This window comes from Flavobacterium sp. CBA20B-1 (assembly GCF_028473145.1).
Classification (GTDB): Bacteria; Bacteroidota; Bacteroidia; order Flavobacteriales; family Flavobacteriaceae; genus Flavobacterium.
On record NZ_CP092370.1, the window covers coordinates 488,134 to 510,841 of the forward strand.

Here is a 22,708-nt window from a genome sequence, read left to right on the forward strand (position 1 = left end):
ATGAAGTTTTTACAATTTAATTTACGCTTTTTTATAATCACCCTGATTTTATTTTTGGTTGAAGTGTTTATTGCGCTTTTTGTTCACGATACTTTTATTCGTCCGTTTGTGGGCGATGTGATTGTGGTATGGCTGATTTACTATTTTTTGCGTACATTTTTAAAGATAAAACCTATTTATTTGGCGTGGTTCACTTTGATTTTTTCGTTTGTGGTTGAAACAGCGCAGTATTTTAAACTGGTAACCATTTTAGGTTTGCAAGATAATAAGTTGGCACGAATTGTTATTGGAACATCGTTTTCATGGGGCGATATGTTGTGCTATTTCGTGGGGTTTTTGCTGTTGTTTTTGTTTGATAAAGATTTAAGGAAAAACCATTAAATCGCGTTTGTGTTTTCGGAATTGTTCTTTTTCATATAGCTGTATGGCGCGATGGTTGTGTGGTTCTACTTCCAGCACAATTTTTTTGTAGTTGTTTTTTTGTGCGTATTGCTTGATGAATTCCATGGCTTTTTTACCAATTCCTTTCCCTTGAAAATTACTGTCGATATATAATTCGTCTAGCAAAAGCACATTTCCACTCATTTCAAAGCTGAAGAATTGAACTAAAACAATATATCCGCAAATTTCATTGTTAAAGGTAATCACAAAACATTTTCCGGCTTCGGGTTTTTTTACAAATTCAAAAAACAGATTGGTAGTGGTTTCTTTGTTGATAGGATACCCATCAATTGCATAAAAAGCAACCATAAGGTTTACAATTTGGGGAATGGTTTCGGTTTTTAAAAATTCAAACTTTATCATATCTTTGAAAATAAACATAAAATTATGGAAAAACTAGTGAACGATTTTAGTTTTGGACTTTTCTTTTGGCAAATGCTACCAATTGTAATGGTTATTCCATTTGTTTGGGCATGTGTACTTTTAATTAAAAATCAGAAAGAAACTTCTATATCAAAAGCGGTATGGGTTGCGGCTTTTTTCTTTGTTCCTATTGTTTCTTCGGTTTTTTATATTGTGAATTTTTATGTGAATCGTAAGAAATATTAAATATTTCTTTCAATAAACTCCATCACAATTTTTGTAGCATTTTTGTTTTTCAGAATAAATTCTTGGTTTTTTTGCCCTAATTCTTTTCTGTAATAATCATCAGAAATCAATCGTTTAAAAGTTGCGGATAATTCCTCCTTATTGTTCACAACCAAACAACTTCCCAACGCAACTAAATCTTTTGCCTCTTGAAATTTTGAATAATTCGGACCAATAACCACAGGTGTTCCATAAGTTGCGGGTTCTAAAATATTGTGCAATCCGGTTTTAAAACCGCCGCCAACATAAGCAATATCGGCATAAGTATAAATCTGCGTTAAAATACCAATGGTATCAATTATAAAAACATCGGCATCTTTCAAGTCTTCAAATTCATAATTGGTATATCGAACCGTTTTTTTATCAATTTTTGTAAGCAATCGGAAAATTTCTTCTTCCTTAATATTGTGTGGAGCGATAATAAATTTTGTGTTTATACTATTATTAAGGTAGGGCAGATAGGCAACTTCATCATCAATCCACGAACTGCCAATAACAATTGTTGTAGTGTTGTTTTTAAATTCGTCAATAAAATCTAAAGGTTGTACGCGTTCCACAATATGTGCCACTCGGTCAAAACGCGTATCGCCGTGCACAGTGCTGTTCGAAAACCCAATGCTTTGCAGCAACTTTTGCGAGGTATCGTTCTGAACAAAAAAATAATCGAAACTTAAAAGGGCTTTTCTGTAAAAACCGCCGTACCATTTAAAAAACAATTGGCTTTCTCTGAAAATTCCTGAAATCAAATACGTTGGAATGTTTCTGTTTTTTAGTTCGAACAAATAATTTGGCCAAAATTCATACTTTATAAAGAATACCATTTTAGGTTGCACAACATCTAAAAAGCGTTTCACGTTGCGCTTTGTATCTAAAGGAAGATAAATTGTAACATCTGCAATTTTGTTGTTTTTTCTGATTTCAAAACCAGAAGGCGAGAAAAAAGTCAAAACGATTTTATATTCGGGATATTTCGCTTTAAATGCTTCCATCACTGGCAAACCTTGTTCGTATTCGCCCAATGATGCCACATGAAACCAAATATAGTTTTGATTTTTATCGATTTGCTTTTTTAAAACAGTAAACGATTGCTTTCTTCCATCAACAAACAATTTCATTTTCGAACTAAAAAATCTCGAAATAGGTAGTAAAATTGCCGCTAAATTAATGCCTAACTGATAAAGAAAACCCATGAAACAAATTTAAGCAGTAAAAATACAAATTACCTTTAAATTGCCCTATGAAAAGATTTTAAAGATTGAAATTTCTTACATTTGACTAAAATTTTGTGAAATGATAAAAAATATCTTTACAACGGAAGGTGTCAACGAAGTGGTAAATCGCATTAATAATTTGCAAAACAACACACCTGCAAAATGGGGCACTATGAATGTAGCTCAAATGCTGGCGCATTGCAATGTACCGTATGCTTATACTTTTGAACCAGAACAGTTTAAGAAGCCTGGATTTTTTATGAAACTAATGATGAAAGCTTTTGTAAAAAAAATAGTTACAAGCCCCAAGCCTTATAAACAAAACGAGCGAACTGCACCTGAATTTGTAATTAGCAATGAACGCGATTTTGAAACGGAAAAAGTTAAATTAATTAGCAATATTTTAAAAACACAAGAATTAGGCGCGCAGTATTTTGAAGGAAGAGAAAATTTTTCGTTTGGAAAAATGACTGCCACCGAATGGAACACGATGTATTTCAAACATTTAGATCATCATTTGCGTCAGTTTGGCGTTTAAAAATAATAAATTATGGAAAAATTACAGTTTACAATTGCAATCGAAGCTTCTGCACAAAAAGTGTACGAAAGCATGCTTGGTTTGAACGATAAAAGCACTTACGAAAGCTGGACAGCCGCTTTTAACCCTACATCAACTTATGAAGGTAGTTGGGAAAAAGGCAGTAAAATTTTGTTTGTGGGTACCGATGAAAAAGGGGTGAGAGGCGGAATGGTTTCCATGGTGGAAGAACATATACCCGCAAAATTTGTTTCGGTGCGTCATTACGGTTTTGTACAAGGCGATCAAGAAGTGACCGAAGGCGAATTGGTTGAAAAATGGTCGGGAGGTCATGAAAATTATACGTTTACGGAAGAAAATGGCATTACAACCGTTACTGTGGATATTGATGTAATCGACGAATATTTAGATTATTTTAAAAAGATTTATCCGCAATCATTGCAGTTGTTGAAAGAAACCGTTCATCAACAATAACATTTTAATTATCTTTGCAATAAAGCTACTTTAATTAAAATGAAAAAACTACAAATGGTTGACTTAAAAAGTCAATACGAACATATAAAAGAAACAGTAAATGCCGGTATTCAGGAAGTGTTGGATACAACAACCTATATTAATGGACCAAAAGTGCATGAATTTCAAAAGAATTTAGAGCAGTATTTGGGCGTTAAACACGTAATTCCTTGTGCAAACGGAACCGATGCTTTACAAATTGCCATGATGGGTTTGGGTTTAAAACCGGGCGATGAGGTTATTACTGCCGATTTTACCTTTGCAGCAACGGTAGAAGTGGTTGCTTTGTTGGGCTTAACACCTGTTTTGGTGGATGTGGAAGAAGATACGATGAACATTTCGGTTGAAGCCATTCAAAAAGCCATTACACCAAAAACCAAAGCCATTGTGCCGGTACATTTGTTTGGGCGTGCGGCAAATATGGACGCAATTATGGATCTTGCAAAAGAACATAATCTATTTGTTATAGAAGACAATGCGCAGGCAATAGGAGCAAATTACACGGCTGCAAATGGTACTAAAACAAAAGCGGGTGCTATTGGGCATGTAGGCGCAACATCGTTTTTTCCTTCTAAAAATTTAGGATGTTATGGCGATGGAGGTGCTATTTTTACTAATGACGATGAATTGGCACACACCATTCGCGGAATTGTAAACCACGGAATGTACGAACGTTATCATCACGATGTGGTGGGAGTGAATTCTCGTTTAGATAGTATTCAGGCAGTAGTTTTAAATGCAAAATTGCCACTTTTAGATACTTATAATAAAGCTCGAAGAAAGGCTGCAAAGGCTTATAACGATGCTTTTTCTGTGAATGAAAATATCATTACTCCTGCATTTGATATGGAGGGAGACGATCATGTTTTTCACCAATATGTTCTACGCATTACCAACGGAAAGCGCGATGCACTTTTAACGCATTTACAGGAAAAAGGAATTCCGTGTGCCATTTATTACCCAATTCCGTTGCACAAACAAAAAGCGTATGCCGATGAAAGATATAACGATGCCGATTTTCCGGTAACCAATCTATTTGCAGAGCAAGTAATTGCTTTGCCAATGCATACCGAATTAGAAAAAGAACAAATAGATTTTATCACAAAGACCGTTTTAGAATTTATTCAATAAGGTATATTAAACATCAATTACTAATTTTAAAAACAAAAAACATGGGCAAATTTGTTGTAAGTAAAAGAAAAAACGAAGAATTTCAATTTAATTTAAAGGCTTCTAATGGTCAAATCATTTTATCGAGCGAAGGCTACACAACCAAAGCAGCTTGTATGAATGGTATTGAATCGGTTAAGAAAAACAGCCAAGACGAAACTAAATTTGAAACATTACAAGCAAAAAACGAAAAGTATTATTTCAATTTAAAAGCTACAAATGGACAAATTATTGGTTCAAGCCAAATGTATGAGTCAGCTGCAGGATGCCAAAACGGAATTCAATCGGTTATGAATAACGCTCCCGAAGCAGAAGTTGAAGAAGAATTGTAAAAACTTTTTTATGCAACAGTTTTATTGTTGCATATAAAATGGTTATATTTAATAAATTTAAAAATTAATTGTAATGGGTATTGTAAAAGTAATAGAAGTAATTGCGCAATCAAAAGTAAGCTTTGATGATGCTGTACAACAAGCAGTGGCAGAAGCATCAAAATCAATCAGAAATATTGATTCTGTTTATGTGAAAGATATGAAATGTCATGTAAACGATGGTAAAATTACCACCTACGGAGTTATATGTAAAGTATCATTCAGAGTAGAATAAACGATAAAAGTCCTCAATTGAGGGCTTTTTTTATGAGTTGTAATTAACTTATATATTCTTCGTAAACTAAAACAATTTGCCATTTCCCATTTATTTTTTTTACGAATAATTTTTTTCCATATCCGCACAAAAAACCGCAATTGTGATGATAAAACATAAAGGCTGTGTTTTTTTGTTTGTTGAAGATGGGGAAGCTAATGGCAACGTACGGAAGGTATTTGTTTAGTGATTGATTTAAACTATCAAATTGTTGATCCGTTTTAATGTTTGTTAAGTCGTAATCTACCAATGTTATATTATTTATTTTACCTTTTTGATAGTAACTATATTTCAAAGCTTCTTTTTGATTTTCAATAGCAACTTTGTCAAATTCCCCAAAATATTCTTCTGCATAGCCATAAAAATTATCTCCATCCATTTCCAAATCAAAAAGAAGCGGGTTGGCAAAATCAATCATATAATCTACAGAATCTTTTTTAAACTCAGGCAGTTCCAAAACAGCATTTATCACTTCGTAAACCAGAGGGTCGTTAATATATTTTTTTTCCATTTTTGGCGCAGTTTCAACAAGTTCTTTCTTTTTGCAAGAAACGCATATAATTATAATACAACTGATATATAAGAGAACGATTTTCATAGTGATAGATGATTTGTTGTGTTTTTATGAAATATAGCGCTAAATTTAATGTTAATTTTGAGTAAATAGTAGTAAATTTATCAATAATTTGGAAAAATTACTGCTTACAGCGTTATATATTGCTGTATCATTTAAAAGAATATTAAAATTTTCGATAAAAATGCCCCAAAAGTGAAAGACAATTTGGGGTATTTATAAGGAGATTTGCTATCGCTAACAATCAAAAATTCTATTTAAAATTTTTTTAGCACGTTTTAGTGAAATTGAACAGTTAACTATCAAACGATTGTAAGGAAACCAGTTTAGCGTATGTTCCATTTTTTGCTAAAAGTTCTTCATGTGTGCCTTGTTCGGCAATTTCGCCACGATTCATCACCACAATAACATCGGCTTTTTGAATGGTTGATAAACGGTGGGCAATTACAACGGAGGTACGGTTTGCCATCATTTTTTCGAGCGCATCTTGAACCAAGCGTTCGCTTTCGGTATCTAATGCCGATGTAGCTTCGTCTAAAACCATAATTGGTGGATTTTTCAACACCGCACGCGCAATAGAAATACGCTGTTTTTGTCCGCCTGAAAGTTTTCCGCCGCCATCGCCAATATTGGTGTTGATTCCTTCCGGTAAATGCTGCACAAACTCAAACGCATTGGCAATTTTTAACGCATCAATTACTTCTTCATCGGTGGCATTTTGTTTTCCAATTCTAACATTATCAGCAATACTGCCGTTGAACATGATGCTGTCTTGCGTAACCAAACCTAATTGATCGCGCAGAGAAACCAGACGAATATCTTTAATATTTGTACCGTCGATTAATAATTCGCCTTGTTCCACATCATAAAAACGCATCAATAAATTGGCAATCGTACTTTTACCAGAACCCGACTGACCAACCAATGCAACGGTTTTTCCTTTAGGAATTTCAAGATTAAAATTCTTCAATACATCATATTCGCCATTATAAGAAAAAGTGATGTTTCTTAAAGAGATTTTGTCATTAAATGATTTGAAATCTTTTGATATTTCTGTATCTCGAATTATGTTTGGTGTATCAAGAATTTCAAAAACACGTTCGGCAGCAGCCATACCATTTTTAACTTGATATGATGCTTTTGAAATGGCTTTTGCCGGCGTTAAAATATTATAAGCTAAACCAATGTAAGCAATAAAATCAGATCCTTTTAAAGAGCCTTCTACTAAAACCAAATTACCACCGTAAATTAATAAAACACCAATGACCACAATTCCCATGAATTCACTCATTGGAGATGCCAAATTATTTTTTTTAGCAATGGCATTTGTAAGGTTATACAAACGATTAATTGAATCATTAAAAATTTTAGAAAAATAATTTTCTGCATTGTATCCTTTCACCACTTTTAAGCCGGAAAGCGTTTCTTCGGTAATCGAAATTAAATACCCGTTTTCTTGTTGTGCTCTGGTTGATTTTGATTTTAAACTTTTTCCGATTACCGAGATAACTAATCCGGAAATAGGTATGAAAATGAACACAAAAACAGTTAATTTCCAACTAATAGAAATCATTGCAATTAATGAAAAAACAATGGTTAGAGGCTCTTTTACGATTAATTCTAAAATCATAAAAAACGAGTTTTGAACTTCGTTTACATCACCCAACATACGTGCCATTACATCACCTTTTCTTTTTTCAGAATAATAAGAAACGGGTAATGAAATGATTTTACTAAACATTTTTTCGCGTAAATCACGAAGTACTCCGTTTTTAAGTTTCGTTAAATTTTGAAGAGCGAAATAATTGGATAAATTTTTAAGTAAAAAGGTAACTAAAACCAAGCCTACGGTTAGCATTAAGCCGTATTGCACGCCATATTCAATAGAGTACTGATTTACATAGTACGAAATGTATTGTTGCCAGTTTCCTAAAGCGTCAAAAAAGCCTTTGTATTTGGGAAGCGTTATAATTTGCTTTTTCTTTTCATCGAAAAGAACCGAAAGAACGGGCATAATAAACACCATTCCTAAAGTTCCAAAAAACGCATATAGCACATTGAACCCAATATTTGCAACAATATTGAATTTATAGTTTTTAGCAAATGGAAATATCTTTTTTAAATTTTCGTCCATTAATTCCATTTCATATCGTTAATAATGCGTTGAATTTTATCTGCAAGATATTCATCGGCATCTTTTATTTCTTCAACGTTTTCAATTGGTGTGTTGGTGCTAAAATAGAACTTAATTTTAGGCTCGGTTCCACTTGGTCGTGCACAAATTTTAGAGCCGTCTTCTAAATAATAAATCAACACATTTGATTTTGGTAAAAACAAAGGCTCGGTTTCGTTTGAAAACAAATTAGTAGCGATTGAACTTTGATAATCTTCTACAAAAACCACACGTTCACCAGCAATTTCTTTCGGCGGATTGTTGCGTAATTCGGTCATCATTTTTGCGATTTCTTCAGCTCCGTCTTTTCCTTTTTTTGTCAACGAAATTAAATGTTCTTTGTAATAGCCAAAATCGGCATATAGGTTTTGTAATTCTTTGTAAACCGATGAACCCGATGCTTTTGCAATAGCCGCAATTTCGCAGATTAATAGGGTAGAAGCCACAGCATCTTTATCTCGAACGGCATCGCCCACCATGAATCCAAAACTTTCTTCGCCACCACCAATAAATTTTTGGTCAGGAAAATCTTTTATAAATTTCGCTATCCATTTAAAACCGGTCAATCCCACTTTACAATCCACTTCATAAGCTTCGGCAAGTGCCAAAATCATTGGTGTTGATACAATGGTTGATCCTACGAAATGTTTTTTACCTTCTAATTTTCCCTCGCGTTTCCATTGTTCCAATAAAAAGGCAGTCATCACCACCATTGCCTGATTTCCACTTAACAAAGTCATTTTTCCTTCGTTATCGCGCACTGCAATTCCCAATCGGTCCGAATCGGGATCGGTTCCTATTACAATATCGGCATTTGTTGCATGTGCCAAATCAAGTGCCATTTGCAACGCTTCCGGTTCTTCCGGATTGGGCGATTGAACCGTAGGAAAATCTCCGTTTGGTTCAGCCTGTTCCGCCACAATATGCACATCGGTATATCCTGCTTTTTCTAGAACATTCGGAATGGCTTTGATCGATGTTCCGTGGAGCGATGTATAAACAATTTTTAAGTCTTTACGAGCATCTTCAGGAAGATTAAAGGTTGCATTTTGTATAGATGATTGTGCAAACGCTTCATCGATTTCTGTGCCGATGTATTCAATTAATTCCGGGTTTGCATCAAACAAAATATCTGAATAATCCAAACTGTCAATCACCTGAATGATTTCTTTATCTTGCGGTGGAACCAATTGTCCGCCATCTTGCCAATATACCTTGTAACCGTTGTATTCTGGGGGATTGTGCGATGCGGTTAACACAATTCCTGCATGACAATTTAAGTATCGAACCGCAAAAGACAATTCGGGTGTTGGGCGTAAATCTTCAAACAAAAAAACCTTAATCCCGTTTGCAGAAAAAACATCTGCAACTATTTTTGCCAATGATTTACTATTGTGGCGGCAGTCATACGCAATGGCTACCTTTATTTGCTCGTTTGGAAAACTTTGTTTTAAATATTGTGATAAACCTTGGGTGTTTTTCCCCAAAGTATATTTGTTGATTCGGTTGGTACCAACGCCCATAACGCCTCGCATTCCGCCGGTTCCGAATTCTAAATTGCGGTAAAAAGCGTCTTCTAATTCTTTTGGCGAAGAGCTTACTAATTCTTTAACTAAGTTTTGTGTTTCTGCATCAAAAGGATCTTGAATCCATTTATTGCTTTGTTCTAATATGTTTTTTGGGATTTCCATTTCTTGATAAATTAAATTATAAGTTGCTTTTTGTGGATATTTTATAACGCGGTTCGTTGTTTTTTGTTCTAAGGATAATTTCTCCTAAGAAACCTGCTAAAAACAATTGTGTGCCTAATATCATGGCGGTAAGCGAAATATAAAACCACGGATTGTTTGCTACCAAAACAGCCGGTTCGTGCACAGAAAGCTTGTATAGTTTATAGATGCCGATAAAGGCTGCACTGCAAAAACCAACGATGAACATGATTACGCCCAAAGCTCCGAACAAGTGCATTGGTCTTTTGCCGAATTTAGATAAAAACCAAATAGTAATTAAATCTAAAAAACCGTTTACAAACCGGTTCATTCCAAACTTTGAAACGCCGTATTTGCGTGCTTGGTGCTGTACTACTTTTTCACCGATTTTGTTGAAACCTGCATTTTTTGCCAAAACGGGAATGTAGCGGTGCATTTCGCCATACACATCAATGTTTTTTACCACTTTGTTGCTGTAAGCCTTTAAACCGCAATTAAAATCATTTAGTTGCACACCCGAAGTTTTGCGAGCTGCCCAATTGAACAATTTCGATGGAAGGTTTTTAGAAACAACGGAGTCGTACCGTTTCTTTTTCCAGCCCGAAACCAAATCGTACCCATCATTTACAATCATTTGGTATAAAGATGGAATTTCATCGGGGCTGTCTTGCAAATCGGCATCCATTGTAATAACCACATCGCCTTTTGCCATTGCAAAACCAGCATGCAAAGCCTGCGATTTTCCGAAATTTTTCTGAAAACGGATTCCTTTAACATGGGCATCCGTCACAGAAAGTGTTTCAATAATGTTCCAAGAGTCATCGGTGCTTCCGTCATCAATAAAAACCAATTCATACGAATAGTTGTTTTGTTGCATTACTTTTGTAATCCAAGCGTGTAATTCAGGTAGTGATTCCGCTTCGTTCAGTAAAGGAATTAGTAAAGTAATGTTCATTATTGGTTGGTTTGTGCTGAAACTTCTGATTTATTTTTAAAGGTCAATGCAATTAATAAACCTGCGATTGATGCACCTAAAACGGTTTGTGCATAATTGAAAAATAAGGTTTTAAGAGAAAAATTTTCATCGGCATTATTGTTCACTATGCTGATTTTCTCGTTAATTTCAGCTTCGGACAAGTTTAAATCTTTACCAATTTTCTGCGTCATTTCAATCATTAATTGATTATTCACGATTTTTGCTTCTGGATTTACAAAGTTGAACAATATATATTGAATAATATAGTTTGCAAGGAAACCTATAACAATCATTATAAAAAAAGCAGTAAAACCTTCTTTAAAAGTAATACGATTTTTTAAACGTTTTTTAGTTATCCATATACAAGAAATTCCTAAAATCAGTACCACCACAATGTTTATAATGGTTAGGTATGATTTCACAAACAAGGTGTAATCTGCAAAAAAAACAATAAGGTTTACCAATACATAATAAGCCATTAAAATAAAGCCAAACGTTAAACCTGTTTTTTTACTTATAATATTCATAGAATGTTGCGTTTTATAAAATCTTACAAATATACAAAAATAGGTGGTAGAAAATTTTACTGTTTTGTAATAAAAAAAGTATAAAGTTATAGTTGCAGATTAAAAATATGTTATTAAATTTGCATTCTGAAAAATAAACAATTACATAAAAAGCTGTTGTTTTGTTTATACCTTTTTGAAAGATAAAAGCATCAGAACAAAAAGCAGCCATTAATTTTAAAACAAGATTTACAATGAAACAAGGTATTCACCCAGAAAATTACAGATTAGTAGCGTTTAAAGATATGTCTAATGAAGACGTATTCATCACCAAGTCAACAGTTGAAACAAAAGAAACAATTGAAGTTGATGGAGTAGAGTATCCAGTGTTTAAAATGGAGATTTCGCGCACGTCGCACCCATTCTATACAGGTAAATCTAAATTAATTGATACAGCAGGTCGTATCGATAAATTCAAAAACAAATACGCTAAATTCAAAAAATAATTTTTGGATGTATAATCATATAAAAGCTCTACCGAAAAGTAGGGCTTTTTTGTTGGTATTTAAACTGTTTACCTAAACAAAATCTTTGTAACTTTAGCCATTATAAATAAACATAAAATGAACTACATACTATACGACGGATCGGTGCGCAACAATTTGTTGCCTTTTACATTTACACGACCTGTTGCCGATATACGCATTGGAATTTTAACTATTCGCGAAAAATGGGAAAAATATTTAGGAACTACCACCACTACGGTAACCGAAGAATATTTGTCTGATAAATTTCCAATGGTTGAAATGGCAGAAAATGTAATGATAAATGCATCGTTTTGTCCCAACGAAGTTTTGGTTGAGATGATTCAGTTTTTGCAACCCAAGCAGGCGATTGTAAAAAACGATGAAATTATTGCATTCTTTACGACTGACGAACAAGAAGAAGTGGTTTTTGAAGATTATGAACTGCTAGAAATCGAAGCAGATTGTTTACAAATAGAGCATACTTGGGATATTTTTCAGAAAAACGATCAAGCAATTCGTGAGGATTTTGAATTGCTTACACAAGACCGTAAATCGCAACCTATTCCTTCAACAGTGAACGTGTTGGGTAGTGAAAATATTTTTATTGAAGAAGGTGCTGTATTAAACTTTTGCACCCTAAATGCCACAACAGGACCTATTTATATTGGAAAAGATGCCGAAATTATGGAAGGATCTGTAATTCGTGGACCTTTTGCATTGTGCGAGCATGCACAAGTGAAATTGGCAACAAAAATTTATGGTGCCACAACGGTTGGTCCGCATTCTCGTGTGGGTGGCGAAATTAATAATTCGGTTCTTTTTGCGTATTCCAACAAAGGTCATGATGGTTTTCTAGGAAATGCTGTTTTGGGTGAATGGTGTAATATTGGTGCTGATAGCAACAATTCTAACCTTAAAAATAATTATGAATCGGTGAAGTTATGGAATTACGAAAGTGAACGTTTTGAAAATACCGGTTTGCAGTTTTGTGGTTTAATGATGGGCGATCACAGCAAGTGTGGTATCAATACCATGTTTAACACAGGTACTGTGGTTGGTGTGGCTGCCAATATTTTTGGTGCAGGTTTCCCAAGAAATTACATTCCAAATTTCACATGGGGTGGTGCACAAGGCACACAAGCCTATTTGCCAAAAAAAGCGTTTGAAACCGCAAAAATTGTTATGAGTCGCAGAAATGTTGACTTTACCGATTTAGACGAAGCTATATTAACCCATGTTTTTAATGAAACTAAAGAGTGGCAGAAATAACTATAAATCGCTTCTATTTTTAGAAGCGATTTGTTTTAATTATAAGGTACCAATTCCGGTCTGCCGTAATTAAATTGTTGTAAATCAAAGTTGGTATTGCGCAAATTATTGGTTTTAAATATGTTGTATCCGTTACCGGGGATGTTTGGATAAAAAGCAAGAGATAGCTGAAAATTGTTAAAAACCAAGTAATCGTTACTAATAACAATGCCCAAACCAATTTTACTATACATATCTTTGGTTACAAAGGTATTGTCGTTATCGCCCATAAAACCAACTGATGCACTTAAAAACGGACTGAATCGAAAGCCTAACACATCATACGGCGCATAGGATTGCAACTGAAAATTCAGTAAAACTTTCTTAGTTCCGCGCAATTCGTAACTATCAAAACCATCAATTCCGTAAATTCCATTCAGTGTAATTTTATCCATTGCATAATCCCAACGGTTTAATCCCACTACAATTTCTGGGTTAAAAAAGTGTCTAAAACGCCATTTGCCCCATTGATACAATTTAGAAAAATACAAGCCTTCAATTCTTAAAACGCCTTCTTCTAAATGATTGCCATTCATAAAACTGCCCCATTGCACTTCACCCCCAAAATACCCAGAGCTGGTATATTTTCCCAATGAAAATTTGGCTCCAATATAAGGTCTGTTGATGCTGTTTTTTCGCTGCATACCGGCTGTAACCATAAAAGTTTTTCCAACTGCAATATCTTCAATCACATCGTAATAAAAAATATAACGGTCTTGAACAAAGTTAATCGAAGCCAAACCAATAGTTGCCAAATACAGTTTTTGATCGGTATAAAAATCATAAGGATCATATTCACCAATGGGTTGTTCGGTGTAATTGCGATTAAAAAACCGCAGCGAAGTAACCAAATTGGTTTGCACTTTATGCAAATTATTGTACCTGTAATACAATGGTTTCGAGTGTCCCAGCCACACATCCAAATCGTTCGATTTAAAAGTTTGCAACATTCTTTTTCCTTCTAAATTGGGCACTGAATCCCTTGAAGCATTTTGCAGCAAAGTAAAACCTCCTGCCAAACGAGTCATCGGAGTAAAGAAGCGGCGGTTGGCATAGATTTGTTTGGTGTAATTTCCCAACAGATCCAAATTGTAAAAAACACCGGCATCTATATATGTTTGTCCGATATTGTTTAGTTGATATTGGGTGCGATAGGCGTGTTTGCCTTCTTTAAAACGGGTGCGGTATTGATTGTTGAAATAGTGACCAAAACCACCAAAATTGCGGGTTGTTAAGTTCAATCGGGCACTCGATGTGGATAAAGATCCTGTGGGATACCAACTCCAAGAATCTAAAACTTTTATTTCAATATCAACCGAATCATTGTTTTCTGAAAGATTAATAGGTTTAACCGAAACCCTGCGAATATAGCGTTGCGAGCGCAATAAACGTTCCGATTCTTTCAATTTAATAGAATCGAGTGGTTGGTTGCGTTTAAAAAGCAGCAAACTGCGCACCGTGAATTTTTTGGTCTTTAAATGCAACCGATTTCCTAATTTTTCTATTGATTTTGTTGGAACACGCGTACTGTCTTGTATCGAAAATCCAAATGGATCATACGTTTCGATATTAATTTTTCGAATAATTTTTCCTTGAAATTTCTCAAAATCGTAATCAATGTCGGCTTGTTTTACGGCTTGTACATTGGTGTTTACGTTGCGTGGTTTTTTTCGAAAAATCAACTTGTGCAATTGCCGGGTAAACTTTCCTTTTTTAGAAAGATCTTCTATTTTTTGCATCTGTTGTTGCGTGGTTGAAATACTGTCTTTCGTTTGCGAAAACGTACTGCAACAACACAAGCAACAAAATATAATGAAATAGAAATGATACTTTTTCAAGGCTAAATTTTAAAAACATTAAAGTACTAAAAGTTTTTAAATAGAAACGATGCTTAGGTGTTAATTTCTAAATCTTTAATATAATCTTCATATTCGTAGAAAAACAACTCAAAACTTCCCATTTTTTCTGCGAAAAATTCATAAATTTCTTCCCAAGTTGCTTTGTTGTTCACACTCACTTTTTTATCGATATCAACCCAAATTCGGCTGATTAATTTTCCATTGGGCAAATAATAATTGCGTTCAAAAATAGCATCCTCTAAAAATTCTTCCAACAAAATCGTTTTTAGCGATTCTATTTTTTCAAAGTAAATTTTGCGTTTTTCATCGTCTTTTGGTTCAATTTCCAATGCTACCTGCGCCGTTTTGTTGTCCACAAAAAACTTAAAGGCAACGTCTTTTATCTTGGTGTTGTGCAACAACCATTTGCGGGGATAAGCTTCTGCAAACCCTGTCCAGAAATCTTTTTTTATTTGTAGTGCTTCTTCTTTACTAAACATTGTTTATATTTAAGATATTTTTGTGTTATGCAATTCGATCAATTTTTAGAAAAAATCAATGTTGTGGTTTCCCAACCTTTGTTTGCTCTTGATGCCCATTTAAAAATGGCACCGTTAGAGCGTATTCAATACCTTCAAAATTACGATTATTCTGCTCAAAATCCTAAAGCATCTGCGGTTTTAAGTTTGTTTTATCCAAAAAACAATGCGGCTCATTTGTTACTCATTGTTCGCTCATCCTATCCCGGGGTGCATTCCTCGCAAATTGCTTTTCCAGGTGGAAAAAGAGAGTTGACCGACAAAGATTTGCAGGAAACTGCCTTGAGAGAAACCACAGAAGAGGTGGGTGTTGCCGCTTCAGAAATCGAAATTGTGAAACAATGGAGTGATATTTATATTCCGCCGAGCAATTTTATGGTGTCGTCGTTTATGGGTATTTCCAAAAACACACCACAATTTATCTTACAGCCCGATGAGGTGAGTGCTGTGATTGAACTGCCCGTTTCCGAGCTCTTAAGTGATGCATTAGTGCAAAACGTGGAAATGACCACATCATATGCCACCAATATTTCGGTGCCGGCTTTTGTGATTGAAGAACATATTGTGTGGGGGGCAACCGCCATGATATTGAGCGAAATAAAAGAAACATTGAAAGTGGTGTTTTAATTTTTATATTGATTAAATTGAACAAAATTTATATTTTTAGTGGGTTAGGAGTAGATGAACGGGTTTTTACAAACATTGATTTATCCGATGTACCTGCGCAATTTATACCGTGGATTGCTCCCTTAAAAAACGAAACCATCGAGAGCTATGCCCAACGCATTTCAAAAGATTTTGAAAAAGACTGCATTTTGATAGGATTGTCTTTCGGCGGTATGTTGGCTGTGGAAATTGCTAAAATTATTCCCGTTCAAAAAGTTATTCTAATAGCATCAGCCAAAAATAAAAACGAACTTCCCCAATGGTTTTTGCTTGCCGGAGCACTTCAATTGCATCATCTTGTTCCAACTTTTTTGCTAAAATCGACCAATTTTTTCACCTATTGGCTTTTCGGAGCACATTCTTCAGCAGAAAAAAAACTTTTAAATACCATCATAAAAGATACCGATGCGCCTTTTTTACATTGGGCAATCGATCAAATTGTGAATTGGAACAACCAATACATCCCCACTAATTGCATACACATCCATGGAACCAATGACCATATTTTGCCTATAAAAAACGTACACGCCGATTATATCATTGCAAATGGAGGTCATTTTATGACGGTAAATAGAGCAAAAGTAATCGAAAAACTGCTTAAAAAAGAGTTGGTACAAGACAGTGAAAATGTTAAAAAACAATGAAAACGTGCGATTAAATAATATCTTTGCTTTTTAAAACAGTGTATGAGTTTATTCAGAAAAGACCCGTTTGGAAACATCATTTTTATAAAAAGATGGCTTATTCGTGTATTTGGCTTTTTAACCCACAAGCGGTACCGCGGCTTTAACGAATTGGTAATCGATGGATCTGAAATCATCAAACAACTTCCCGAAAACAACGTACTTTTTATATCGAACCACCAAACCTATTTTGCCGATGTGGTGGCTATGTTTCACGTGTTTAATGCCAGTTTAAAAGGCAGAGAAGACAACATAAAAAACGTGTTCTATATTTGGAATCCCAAAATGAATATTTATTATGTGAGTGCCAAAGAAACCATGCAAGCCGGCATTTTACCGCGCATAATGAGCTATACAGGAGCCATTACCGTTGAGCGAACATGGCGTGAAAAAGGCAAAGATGTCACCGAAAAAAAAGCAGTAAACCCCAACGATACCGAAAATATTAAAAAAGCCTTGCAAGACGGTTGGGTGATTACTTTTCCGCAAGGAACCACCAAATCGTTTAAACCCGTGCGAAAAGGTACGGCACACATCATTAAAGAACACCGTCCAATTGTGGTGCCTATTGTGATCGATGGATTTCGCCGTTCGTTTGATAAAAAAGGATTGTGGCTAAAGAAAAAAGGTATCCTGCAAACTTTTACCATTAAAGAACCTTTGCAAATTGATTACGACAATGAAACGATTGATGAAATTGTTGAAAAAATTGAATATGCTATTGAACAACACCCATCGTTTTTAAAAGTGATACCAAATGAAATCATTGAAAGCGATACCAAACTGAACAAAGAACGCCGTTTTCCGTTTGATTATTAACTGATTTCCACAGATGCACAGATTTTATTCATTATTTCAAGTACGTCATAAAAATGATGCAATGCATTCAAAATCTGTGAAATTTAATGAGTTATCTGAGTTTGATTAAAACCAAATAGACACATAGAAAAATAGCGTTAAGCATCATATAATTAAACTTTAACATATCTGTGTATCTGTGGTAAAAAATCACGGAATAGCATTGTTAAGATAAATTTATATCGAAACTTCATTAAAAAGCATTCAACGGAATATAAAACCCTAGTGAAAAGGTAAAACCTTTAATGGGTTTTACATCTTGTTTGGTTTGCATATCAAAACCGTAACCAACGCCCAATTCCAGCATAGTTGCGATAGACAAGCCCACTTTTGGCGTAACCGTATAAGGCGAAATTTCACCTTCGGCAAACGGAACAATCAATCGGTTAAGAGTAGGGTAGAAGGTAAAACTGCCTTCGGGTATCACCACAAACCGCTCTCTAAAATAGGCCATATTGGCATTAGCTTCTAGTTTTATGCCTACTTCGTTTTGTGCCAACGGCTGCATGTAATAGCCACCCACTTTTAGCACATTGCCCGCTTGCGATTGATACGAAATACTAGGACCAAACAAAAAATCTTGTGCCTGGGAACAAAACCCCATTAATAAAGCAATTGTTAAAAGTGTTTTTTTCATAGCGAACTGTTGTTTTTGCTAAGGTAGTGAAAAATGGTGATAATCATATTAACTGTTTAAGAACATAGATAAGTTGTCATATTTATAATTTCAGAACCAATTCTTTATTTAAAGATATTCGTCTTCTTGTGGGATAGGTTCGTCATTCATAAAAGCTTCAAATGAGCCAATCGGTGCAAAATCAATATAAAATGTTGAGTAATCATTTTTATTTCTCCACAAACGCACAGAATCAGTACCTTTCATTTGTAACCATTCACGAGTTACCTTTTTTCTTTCTTTTAGACCCAAAACATCAACTAAAAGCCATTGCCCTAAAGCAGATTGACCAAATCGTTTTCCATTTTCATCAAGTTCTGTACTGCTTCCCGATTGGAAATTTTTCATATTATCTCCTGTAATAAGTCCTGGAATACTCTTTCCATTTGGAAGCTGTATATGAAACCTAACTTCTGGTCTTTTCTCTTTATCATTCTTGTAAATTTCACGTTCTTCTATAACTTTTAAAATATCGTTAGTGAAAAAATCTGGAAATTTATAATGAAAATCTTTTGGTATAGGAATATAAACTTCATTTAAAGGTCTTGGTCTACCACTTCCTTTAACTTTTGGAGCACCATTCCAAGCATTTAATCCTGACTTTTCTTCAACTTCTTTTGTTTCGAATGAATATAATGGAAGATACGCTTCAACAATGTTAGTCGTAGCAACTTTTGCTTTGTCAATGAAGTTGAAATAGGCTTCTAATAAAAATGAAAATGGGTCTTCAATAATTTGAATATCAAATTGATGAAGTAAAAAAGTGTCTTTTTTTGACGAATCAAATTTTTGATGAATTTGCGAATCTCCAAATGTATATTTATAATCTTTGTGTCCGTCCGACCAAGAAAATGCAGTTGGTGTTAGATTAAATTTTTCAAGTTTGTTTAAATCAATCAAAGGATAAGCACATTCGTTGATTACAAAACGACCCTCATCACGAGTTACATAATGATAAATATTTTTATTTTCTGATAATCCTAAACGCTCGTAATCACTTCTCATACGCTCGTTTTTGATTTCGGAAATTTTATAAGCTAATGCTTCAACATCATTGTTTTTGAAAACGCTATTTATCTCATTTTGATAGCGTTTTAGTTGCATAACTTTTTGGAATGACGGCTTGCTATTCATCCAAGTTTTCAAACCAATTCCAATTCTGTCATTTCCAAAAACAGAAACTACATCGTGTGGTGTGTTTCCGATGTCTGCATTTTGGCTGTCAAAAATTTTTGCAAAAACAGTTTCTTGAAATTTGGAATCAAGGTACGGAACCATATCGCCTTTTTTTTGGCGAAATAAGTTAGAAAGAGCACCATAAACTTGTAAGAACTTTATGTATTCTTCTCTTTGTTCTTTAGAATATTGTTCCCAAATACTCATCTTATTTTAACTTACAGATTTAGCATAATGATACAAATCTCCATCTCCATTAGTCATGACTTCAATTAAATTTGAATATAATTTTGGTTTTCTTTTTTTAATTGATTTAAAAAATTCTTGAATTGCTGAATACTCAAGATTCGACAAATAGTCATTGAAACGTGATTGGTCTCTTTCAGAATAATTATCTGGGCAAAATCCATCATGCTTAATTATTAAATCGAATGTTTTATTTTTATCAACATCTAAAATTCGTAAACCATAAATATTTTTTGGAAGATTTTTATCTATTAAATTAAAATCCAAATTTAATAATTGATTATTTTCCATAATTATAAAACTTTAATGATTTGATTTGCAATTCTTTCAACCAAAGTTGTTGTCACAGAATTCCCTGCTTGCATGTACAATTTGCTGTTTGCAACAGGAGGCAAAATATATTTTTCTATTGGATAACCTTGGAAAGCAAAACATTCTTTTGGTGTTAATTTTCTGATTCCAAAATCATCTTTTATTAAAGGTACATTATGTCCACCTGAACCCATATTCGCAGTTAAAGTTGGACAAAGATTACTTTTGTTTTCTCTTGCATAAACTCTTCTCCATTGATAAACTGTATCTTTTGAAATCATTGTTTTTGCAAGTTCAGGATAATATTGATGGTCTTTTTTGTAATAAAAAATATCATCTTGTTTTTCTTTATCTAAAAAATCGTGTATTGTTTTTGTTAATTTTATTGGTTTAGGAAACTCAAATTTCGCATAATTTTTAACTTGCTTTGGGTCAAAAGCAACTATAAAAATTCGCTCACGATTTTGGGGAATATTTGCGTGAGTTGCTGAATTTAAAACTTTTGAAAATGTTTTATAACCCAATTTTTGTTCGAGTGTTTCAATAATCGTTTTAAATGTATTTCCTTTATCGTGAGAAACAAGATTTTTTACATTTTCTAAAAATACTACCTTTGGTTTGTGCTTTTCTACAATTTGTTCAATGTCAAAAAACAAAGTTCCTCTTGTGTCTGCAAATCCTTTCTGATAGCCTGCAATTGAGAATGCTTGGCAAGGAAAACCTGCACATAAAATGTCAAATTTTTCAGGAATATAATTTTTATTTCGCTCTTTTGTAATGTCACCAAATGGAACTTCACCAAAATTTTCTCTGTATGTTTTTTGTGCATCATTGTTCCATTCACTTGTAAAAACGCATTTTCCACCAACATTTTGCAAAGCCAATCTAAATCCACCAATTCCTGCAAACAAATCAATGAATTTAAAACTATAATTTTCTGGAGTTGGAAAAGGAACGTTTTCAACTTCAAATAGAAGTTGTTGCAAAGCATCTTCTGCAACAATAGAAATATTGTTTTCACTTTTGTATTCAACGTAATTTTTAATAACAGTTAAAGCTTCTTTTTTATAATATTTTGAAACTCCGTTATGTATATTATGAAGATAGTGAGTTAATACAGCTTTGTCTTCAAAAGGTTCAACAAGCCTTATTTGATAATTTTTATTATCAAATTCTTCTATGCTTATTTTCTCTTTCATTATCATTCCTAGGTTTACTTTACTATTCAACTTTGCAATTTACAAATTAAAAATTCAGTAAAATTAATTAAATTTATTTTTATTAATACATATCCTAATTTTGTAAAAAAAATAAATAATAATCTTTTTCCAAAAAAAAATTTGTTTATTTTTTAATGAATTAGCAAAAAAAAATTATTTTTTTATTGCTTAAAAACACAAAAAAACCGAACAAGAGTTCAGTTTTTTAGTGTAATGAAGTGATGATTTTTAAACCGCCTCAATAATCTTTGTAAAATCGGCTATATTTAAAGCAGCACCGCCAATTAAACCGCCGTCCACATCGGGTTGTGCAAAAATGGTGGTTGCGTTGTCTGGTTTTACGCTGCCGCCGTATAAAATGGTAACATTATTTGCCAAACTGCCGTAGTGGTGTGCAATTTGTTCGCGGATAAACTGGTGCATTTCTTGTGCTTGTTCCGGAGTGGCTGTTTCGCCGGTGCCAATTGCCCAAACAGGTTCGTAGGCAATCACGATGTGTTCCCAAGCTTCTTTTGGCAGGTGAAACAACGAATCTTTTAACTGATAAAACACCACGTTTTGAAATTGTTTGCTTTTGCGGTCTTTCAATTCTTCGCCCACACAAAAAATTACACGCATGTTGTGGCGCAATGCGGTATCTACCTTATTGGCTAAAAGCGCCGGTGTTTCGTTAAAATAATGTCGGCGTTCGCTGTGACCTAAAATCACGGTTTGCACACCTACGCTGGTTAACATATCGGCTGAAATTTCGCCTGTAAAAGCGCCGCCTTCTGCTTGGTGCATGTTTTGTGCAGCCACGCTAATGTTGGTGTCTTCTAGCATTTGGGTTGCCAACATTAAATTGGTAAAAGAAGGTGCTACCAACACTTCTACTTCTTTGCCGCTGGGCATATTGTTTACTAAATCGTTTAAAAACTGAGTGGTTTCTGAAGCATTTTTGTGCATTTTCCAGTTTCCGGCTATTATTTTATGTCTCATAATGAAGGTTGTATCTTGTTTAGGGTGTTAATTAAAAGGGTGTCGTTTGCCACAATGGCTTTTTTTAGGGCGATGTTTCCTTGAGCATCCACAACAATATAGCGTGGAATCCAATCTAATTGAATGGACTGACCAAATTCGTCTTTCATTTTTTCGTTCAAATAATAATGATCGCCTTTTAAGTCGTATTTTTTAATCGCTTCTGTCCATTTGTTCTTTGTTTTGTCTAACGATAGAAAAACATAAGCTGCATTAGGATATTGCTGTTGAAGGTTTTTTAATTCGGGAAATCCTTTGATACAATCGGGGCACCATGATGCCCAAACATCAATCACAATGGGTGCTCCTTTGTGTTTGGCTAAAATGTTCTGAAACGAAATTTTGTTTCCAGAAGGATCTTCAAACATTTTGTTGAGGGTTACCGCACTAAAAGCTTCGTTGGAAACCGCAACGCTGTCGGTTGTAATTTCGGTTGAAGGTGCTGATTGTTTGTTGGTTTTTTGTTTAGTATCGCAACCTATCGCGATAAAACCTAAAGCTAAAAGGGTTATAAAAATCTTTTTCATAATTATATAAA

At 34.2% G+C, this 22,708-nt stretch carries 27 protein-coding genes; 12 read left to right on the forward strand and 15 right to left on the reverse strand.

What is annotated here, in order from left to right; translation table 11 throughout:
- Positions 1–381, forward strand: a complete 381-nt coding sequence (locus tag MG290_RS02480) for a ribosomal maturation YjgA family protein (RefSeq protein ID WP_264562339.1) — start codon at positions 1–3, stop codon at positions 379–381.
- Here MG290_RS02480 and MG290_RS02485 read toward each other — a convergent pair.
- Positions 364–804 (reverse strand): GNAT family N-acetyltransferase, encoded by a 441-nt coding sequence (locus MG290_RS02485; protein WP_264562340.1) that lies wholly within the window; start codon positions 802–804, stop codon positions 364–366. The genes MG290_RS02480 and MG290_RS02485 overlap by 18 nt on opposite strands.
- Before the next feature lie 24 nt (positions 805–828).
- On the opposite strand from MG290_RS02485, the gene MG290_RS02490 reads away from it, so the two are divergent.
- Positions 829–1,050 carry a PLDc N-terminal domain-containing protein gene (locus MG290_RS02490; RefSeq protein WP_264562341.1) on the forward strand — a complete coding sequence of 74 codons (222 nt, stop codon included), beginning with the start codon at positions 829–831 and terminating at the stop codon, positions 1,048–1,050.
- On the opposite strand, the gene MG290_RS02495 is transcribed toward MG290_RS02490, so the two are convergent.
- On the reverse strand, positions 1,047–2,279 hold the full coding sequence (locus MG290_RS02495; RefSeq protein ID WP_264562342.1) for a 3-deoxy-D-manno-octulosonic acid transferase: 1,233 nt from the start codon (positions 2,277–2,279) through the stop codon (positions 1,047–1,049). The genes MG290_RS02490 and MG290_RS02495 overlap by 4 nt on opposite strands.
- Before the next feature lie 100 nt (positions 2,280–2,379).
- Here MG290_RS02495 and MG290_RS02500 point away from each other — a divergent pair, with 100 nt between their 5' ends.
- The 5 genes from MG290_RS02500 to MG290_RS02520 all read left to right on the forward strand — a co-directional run bounded on the left by MG290_RS02500 (position 2,380) and on the right by MG290_RS02520 (position 5,127).
- On the forward strand, positions 2,380–2,838 hold the full coding sequence (locus MG290_RS02500) for a DUF1569 domain-containing protein (RefSeq protein ID WP_319800353.1): 459 nt from the start codon (positions 2,380–2,382) through the stop codon (positions 2,836–2,838).
- Between the two features lie 12 nt (positions 2,839–2,850).
- The gene (locus MG290_RS02505) at positions 2,851–3,312 is read left to right on the forward strand and encodes an SRPBCC family protein (protein ID WP_264562343.1); all 462 of its coding nucleotides are present in this window, start codon (positions 2,851–2,853) and stop codon (positions 3,310–3,312) included.
- Positions 3,313–3,351: 39 nt separating this feature from the next.
- Positions 3,352–4,482: a DegT/DnrJ/EryC1/StrS family aminotransferase gene (locus tag MG290_RS02510; RefSeq protein WP_413614615.1), complete on the forward strand. Its 1,131-nt coding sequence runs from the start codon at positions 3,352–3,354 to the stop codon at positions 4,480–4,482.
- A gap of 41 nt (positions 4,483–4,523) precedes the next feature.
- Positions 4,524–4,853, forward strand: a complete 330-nt coding sequence (locus MG290_RS02515; protein WP_264562344.1) for a YegP family protein — start codon at positions 4,524–4,526, stop codon at positions 4,851–4,853.
- Between the two features lie 73 nt (positions 4,854–4,926).
- Positions 4,927–5,127, forward strand: a complete 201-nt coding sequence (locus tag MG290_RS02520; RefSeq protein ID WP_264562345.1) for a dodecin family protein — start codon at positions 4,927–4,929, stop codon at positions 5,125–5,127.
- A gap of 43 nt (positions 5,128–5,170) precedes the next feature.
- Here MG290_RS02520 and MG290_RS02525 read toward each other — a convergent pair whose 3' ends face one another.
- The 5 genes from MG290_RS02525 to MG290_RS02545 form a co-directional block, all read right to left on the reverse strand.
- Positions 5,171–5,677 carry a hypothetical protein gene (locus MG290_RS02525; protein WP_264562346.1) on the reverse strand — a complete coding sequence of 169 codons (507 nt, stop codon included), beginning with the start codon at positions 5,675–5,677 and terminating at the stop codon, positions 5,171–5,173.
- Positions 5,678–6,035: 358 nt separating this feature from the next.
- Entirely contained in the window at positions 6,036–7,874 is a 1,839-nt protein-coding gene (locus MG290_RS02530; RefSeq protein WP_264562347.1) for an ABC transporter ATP-binding protein, read from the reverse strand.
- The gene (locus MG290_RS02535; protein ID WP_264562348.1) at positions 7,874–9,604 is read right to left on the reverse strand and encodes a phospho-sugar mutase; all 1,731 of its coding nucleotides are present in this window, start codon (positions 9,602–9,604) and stop codon (positions 7,874–7,876) included. The genes MG290_RS02530 and MG290_RS02535 overlap by 1 nt, the downstream gene beginning before the upstream one ends.
- A gap of 16 nt (positions 9,605–9,620) precedes the next feature.
- Positions 9,621–10,577 (reverse strand): glycosyltransferase family 2 protein, encoded by a 957-nt coding sequence (locus MG290_RS02540; RefSeq protein WP_264562349.1) that lies wholly within the window; start codon positions 10,575–10,577, stop codon positions 9,621–9,623.
- Positions 10,577–11,125, reverse strand: coding sequence for a DUF4199 domain-containing protein (locus MG290_RS02545; RefSeq protein WP_264562350.1), 549 nt, complete (start codon positions 11,123–11,125; stop codon positions 10,577–10,579). Before MG290_RS02545 ends, MG290_RS02540 begins: the two co-directional genes overlap by 1 nt.
- Positions 11,126–11,358: 233 nt before the next feature.
- On the opposite strand from MG290_RS02545, the gene MG290_RS02550 reads away from it, so the two are divergent.
- Together MG290_RS02550 and MG290_RS02555 are read left to right on the forward strand one after the other, a co-directional pair.
- Complete coding sequence (locus MG290_RS02550) at positions 11,359–11,610, forward strand: type B 50S ribosomal protein L31 (protein WP_257498618.1); 252 nt, start codon at positions 11,359–11,361, stop codon at positions 11,608–11,610.
- A 117-nt stretch (positions 11,611–11,727) separates the two neighbouring features.
- On the forward strand, positions 11,728–12,900 hold the full coding sequence (locus MG290_RS02555) for a GlmU family protein (protein WP_264562351.1): 1,173 nt from the start codon (positions 11,728–11,730) through the stop codon (positions 12,898–12,900).
- 35 nt (positions 12,901–12,935) lie between these two features.
- Here the strand turns inward: MG290_RS02555 and MG290_RS02560 are convergent, their stop codons facing one another.
- Entirely contained in the window at positions 12,936–14,678 is a 1,743-nt protein-coding gene (locus MG290_RS02560; RefSeq protein ID WP_264562352.1) for a hypothetical protein, read from the reverse strand.
- A gap of 152 nt (positions 14,679–14,830) precedes the next feature.
- Positions 14,831–15,277: a DUF4268 domain-containing protein gene (locus tag MG290_RS02565; RefSeq protein WP_264562353.1), complete on the reverse strand. Its 447-nt coding sequence runs from the start codon at positions 15,275–15,277 to the stop codon at positions 14,831–14,833.
- Between the two features lie 27 nt (positions 15,278–15,304).
- Here MG290_RS02565 and MG290_RS02570 point away from each other — a divergent pair, with 27 nt between their 5' ends.
- Genes MG290_RS02570 through MG290_RS02580 form a run of 3 tightly spaced genes read left to right on the forward strand, consistent with a single transcriptional unit; the run spans position 15,305 to position 17,484 of the window.
- Positions 15,305–15,943, forward strand: a complete 639-nt coding sequence (locus MG290_RS02570) for an NUDIX hydrolase (RefSeq protein ID WP_264562354.1) — start codon at positions 15,305–15,307, stop codon at positions 15,941–15,943.
- A gap of 17 nt (positions 15,944–15,960) precedes the next feature.
- Positions 15,961–16,626 (forward strand): alpha/beta hydrolase, encoded by a 666-nt coding sequence (locus MG290_RS02575; RefSeq protein ID WP_264562355.1) that lies wholly within the window; start codon positions 15,961–15,963, stop codon positions 16,624–16,626.
- Between the two features lie 42 nt (positions 16,627–16,668).
- Positions 16,669–17,484 (forward strand): lysophospholipid acyltransferase family protein, encoded by an 816-nt coding sequence (locus MG290_RS02580; RefSeq protein WP_264562356.1) that lies wholly within the window; start codon positions 16,669–16,671, stop codon positions 17,482–17,484.
- Positions 17,485–17,716: 232 nt separating this feature from the next.
- On the opposite strand, the gene MG290_RS02585 is transcribed toward MG290_RS02580, so the two are convergent.
- From MG290_RS02585 to MG290_RS02610, 6 genes are all read right to left on the reverse strand, one after another.
- Positions 17,717–18,160: a hypothetical protein gene (locus tag MG290_RS02585; RefSeq protein WP_264562357.1), complete on the reverse strand. Its 444-nt coding sequence runs from the start codon at positions 18,158–18,160 to the stop codon at positions 17,717–17,719.
- Between the two features lie 108 nt (positions 18,161–18,268).
- Positions 18,269–19,582 (reverse strand): restriction endonuclease PLD domain-containing protein, encoded by a 1,314-nt coding sequence (locus MG290_RS02590; protein ID WP_264562358.1) that lies wholly within the window; start codon positions 19,580–19,582, stop codon positions 18,269–18,271.
- Between the two features lie 6 nt (positions 19,583–19,588).
- Positions 19,589–19,912, reverse strand: coding sequence for a hypothetical protein (locus tag MG290_RS02595; protein ID WP_264562359.1), 324 nt, complete (start codon positions 19,910–19,912; stop codon positions 19,589–19,591).
- A gap of 2 nt (positions 19,913–19,914) precedes the next feature.
- Positions 19,915–21,132, reverse strand: a complete 1,218-nt coding sequence (locus MG290_RS02600) for a DNA cytosine methyltransferase (RefSeq protein WP_264562360.1) — start codon at positions 21,130–21,132, stop codon at positions 19,915–19,917.
- A gap of 249 nt (positions 21,133–21,381) precedes the next feature.
- A complete protein-coding gene (tpiA, locus tag MG290_RS02605) occupies positions 21,382–22,131 on the reverse strand; it encodes a triose-phosphate isomerase (RefSeq protein ID WP_264562361.1) in 750 nt (249 codons plus the stop codon).
- A complete protein-coding gene (locus MG290_RS02610) occupies positions 22,128–22,697 on the reverse strand; it encodes a TlpA family protein disulfide reductase (RefSeq protein WP_264562362.1) in 570 nt (189 codons plus the stop codon). The genes tpiA and MG290_RS02610 overlap by 4 nt, the downstream gene beginning before the upstream one ends.
- Positions 22,698–22,708 lie beyond the last annotated feature (11 nt).

What these genes read in the sequence shown, in the direction of transcription:
- MG290_RS02480 (WP_264562339.1), top strand. Translation starts at nt 1, where the DNA reads ATGAAGTTTTTACAATTTAATTTACGCTTTTTTATAATCACCCTGATT.
- MG290_RS02485 (WP_264562340.1), bottom strand. Translation starts at nt 804, where the DNA reads ATGATAAAGTTTGAATTTTTAAAAACCGAAACCATTCCCCAAATTGTA.
- MG290_RS02490 (WP_264562341.1), top strand. Translation starts at nt 829, where the DNA reads ATGGAAAAACTAGTGAACGATTTTAGTTTTGGACTTTTCTTTTGGCAA.
- MG290_RS02495 (WP_264562342.1), bottom strand. Translation starts at nt 2,279, where the DNA reads ATGGGTTTTCTTTATCAGTTAGGCATTAATTTAGCGGCAATTTTACTA.
- MG290_RS02500 (WP_319800353.1), top strand. Translation starts at nt 2,380, where the DNA reads ATGATAAAAAATATCTTTACAACGGAAGGTGTCAACGAAGTGGTAAAT.
- MG290_RS02505 (WP_264562343.1), top strand. Translation starts at nt 2,851, where the DNA reads ATGGAAAAATTACAGTTTACAATTGCAATCGAAGCTTCTGCACAAAAA.
- MG290_RS02510 (WP_413614615.1), top strand. Translation starts at nt 3,352, where the DNA reads ATGAAAAAACTACAAATGGTTGACTTAAAAAGTCAATACGAACATATA.
- MG290_RS02515 (WP_264562344.1), top strand. Translation starts at nt 4,524, where the DNA reads ATGGGCAAATTTGTTGTAAGTAAAAGAAAAAACGAAGAATTTCAATTT.
- MG290_RS02520 (WP_264562345.1), top strand. Translation starts at nt 4,927, where the DNA reads ATGGGTATTGTAAAAGTAATAGAAGTAATTGCGCAATCAAAAGTAAGC.
- MG290_RS02525 (WP_264562346.1), bottom strand. Translation starts at nt 5,677, where the DNA reads ATGGAAAAAAAATATATTAACGACCCTCTGGTTTACGAAGTGATAAAT.
- MG290_RS02530 (WP_264562347.1), bottom strand. Translation starts at nt 7,874, where the DNA reads ATGGACGAAAATTTAAAAAAGATATTTCCATTTGCTAAAAACTATAAA.
- MG290_RS02535 (WP_264562348.1), bottom strand. Translation starts at nt 9,604, where the DNA reads ATGGAAATCCCAAAAAACATATTAGAACAAAGCAATAAATGGATTCAA.
- MG290_RS02540 (WP_264562349.1), bottom strand. Translation starts at nt 10,577, where the DNA reads ATGAACATTACTTTACTAATTCCTTTACTGAACGAAGCGGAATCACTA.
- MG290_RS02545 (WP_264562350.1), bottom strand. Translation starts at nt 11,125, where the DNA reads ATGAATATTATAAGTAAAAAAACAGGTTTAACGTTTGGCTTTATTTTA.
- MG290_RS02550 (WP_257498618.1), top strand. Translation starts at nt 11,359, where the DNA reads ATGAAACAAGGTATTCACCCAGAAAATTACAGATTAGTAGCGTTTAAA.
- MG290_RS02555 (WP_264562351.1), top strand. Translation starts at nt 11,728, where the DNA reads ATGAACTACATACTATACGACGGATCGGTGCGCAACAATTTGTTGCCT.
- MG290_RS02560 (WP_264562352.1), bottom strand. Translation starts at nt 14,678, where the DNA reads ATGCAAAAAATAGAAGATCTTTCTAAAAAAGGAAAGTTTACCCGGCAA.
- MG290_RS02565 (WP_264562353.1), bottom strand. Translation starts at nt 15,277, where the DNA reads ATGTTTAGTAAAGAAGAAGCACTACAAATAAAAAAAGATTTCTGGACA.
- MG290_RS02570 (WP_264562354.1), top strand. Translation starts at nt 15,305, where the DNA reads ATGCAATTCGATCAATTTTTAGAAAAAATCAATGTTGTGGTTTCCCAA.
- MG290_RS02580 (WP_264562356.1), top strand. Translation starts at nt 16,669, where the DNA reads ATGAGTTTATTCAGAAAAGACCCGTTTGGAAACATCATTTTTATAAAA.
- MG290_RS02585 (WP_264562357.1), bottom strand. Translation starts at nt 18,160, where the DNA reads ATGAAAAAAACACTTTTAACAATTGCTTTATTAATGGGGTTTTGTTCC.
- MG290_RS02590 (WP_264562358.1), bottom strand. Translation starts at nt 19,582, where the DNA reads ATGAGTATTTGGGAACAATATTCTAAAGAACAAAGAGAAGAATACATA.
- MG290_RS02595 (WP_264562359.1), bottom strand. Translation starts at nt 19,912, where the DNA reads ATGGAAAATAATCAATTATTAAATTTGGATTTTAATTTAATAGATAAA.
- MG290_RS02600 (WP_264562360.1), bottom strand. Translation starts at nt 21,132, where the DNA reads ATGAAAGAGAAAATAAGCATAGAAGAATTTGATAATAAAAATTATCAA.
- tpiA (WP_264562361.1), bottom strand. Translation starts at nt 22,131, where the DNA reads ATGAGACATAAAATAATAGCCGGAAACTGGAAAATGCACAAAAATGCT.
- MG290_RS02610 (WP_264562362.1), bottom strand. Translation starts at nt 22,697, where the DNA reads ATGAAAAAGATTTTTATAACCCTTTTAGCTTTAGGTTTTATCGCGATA.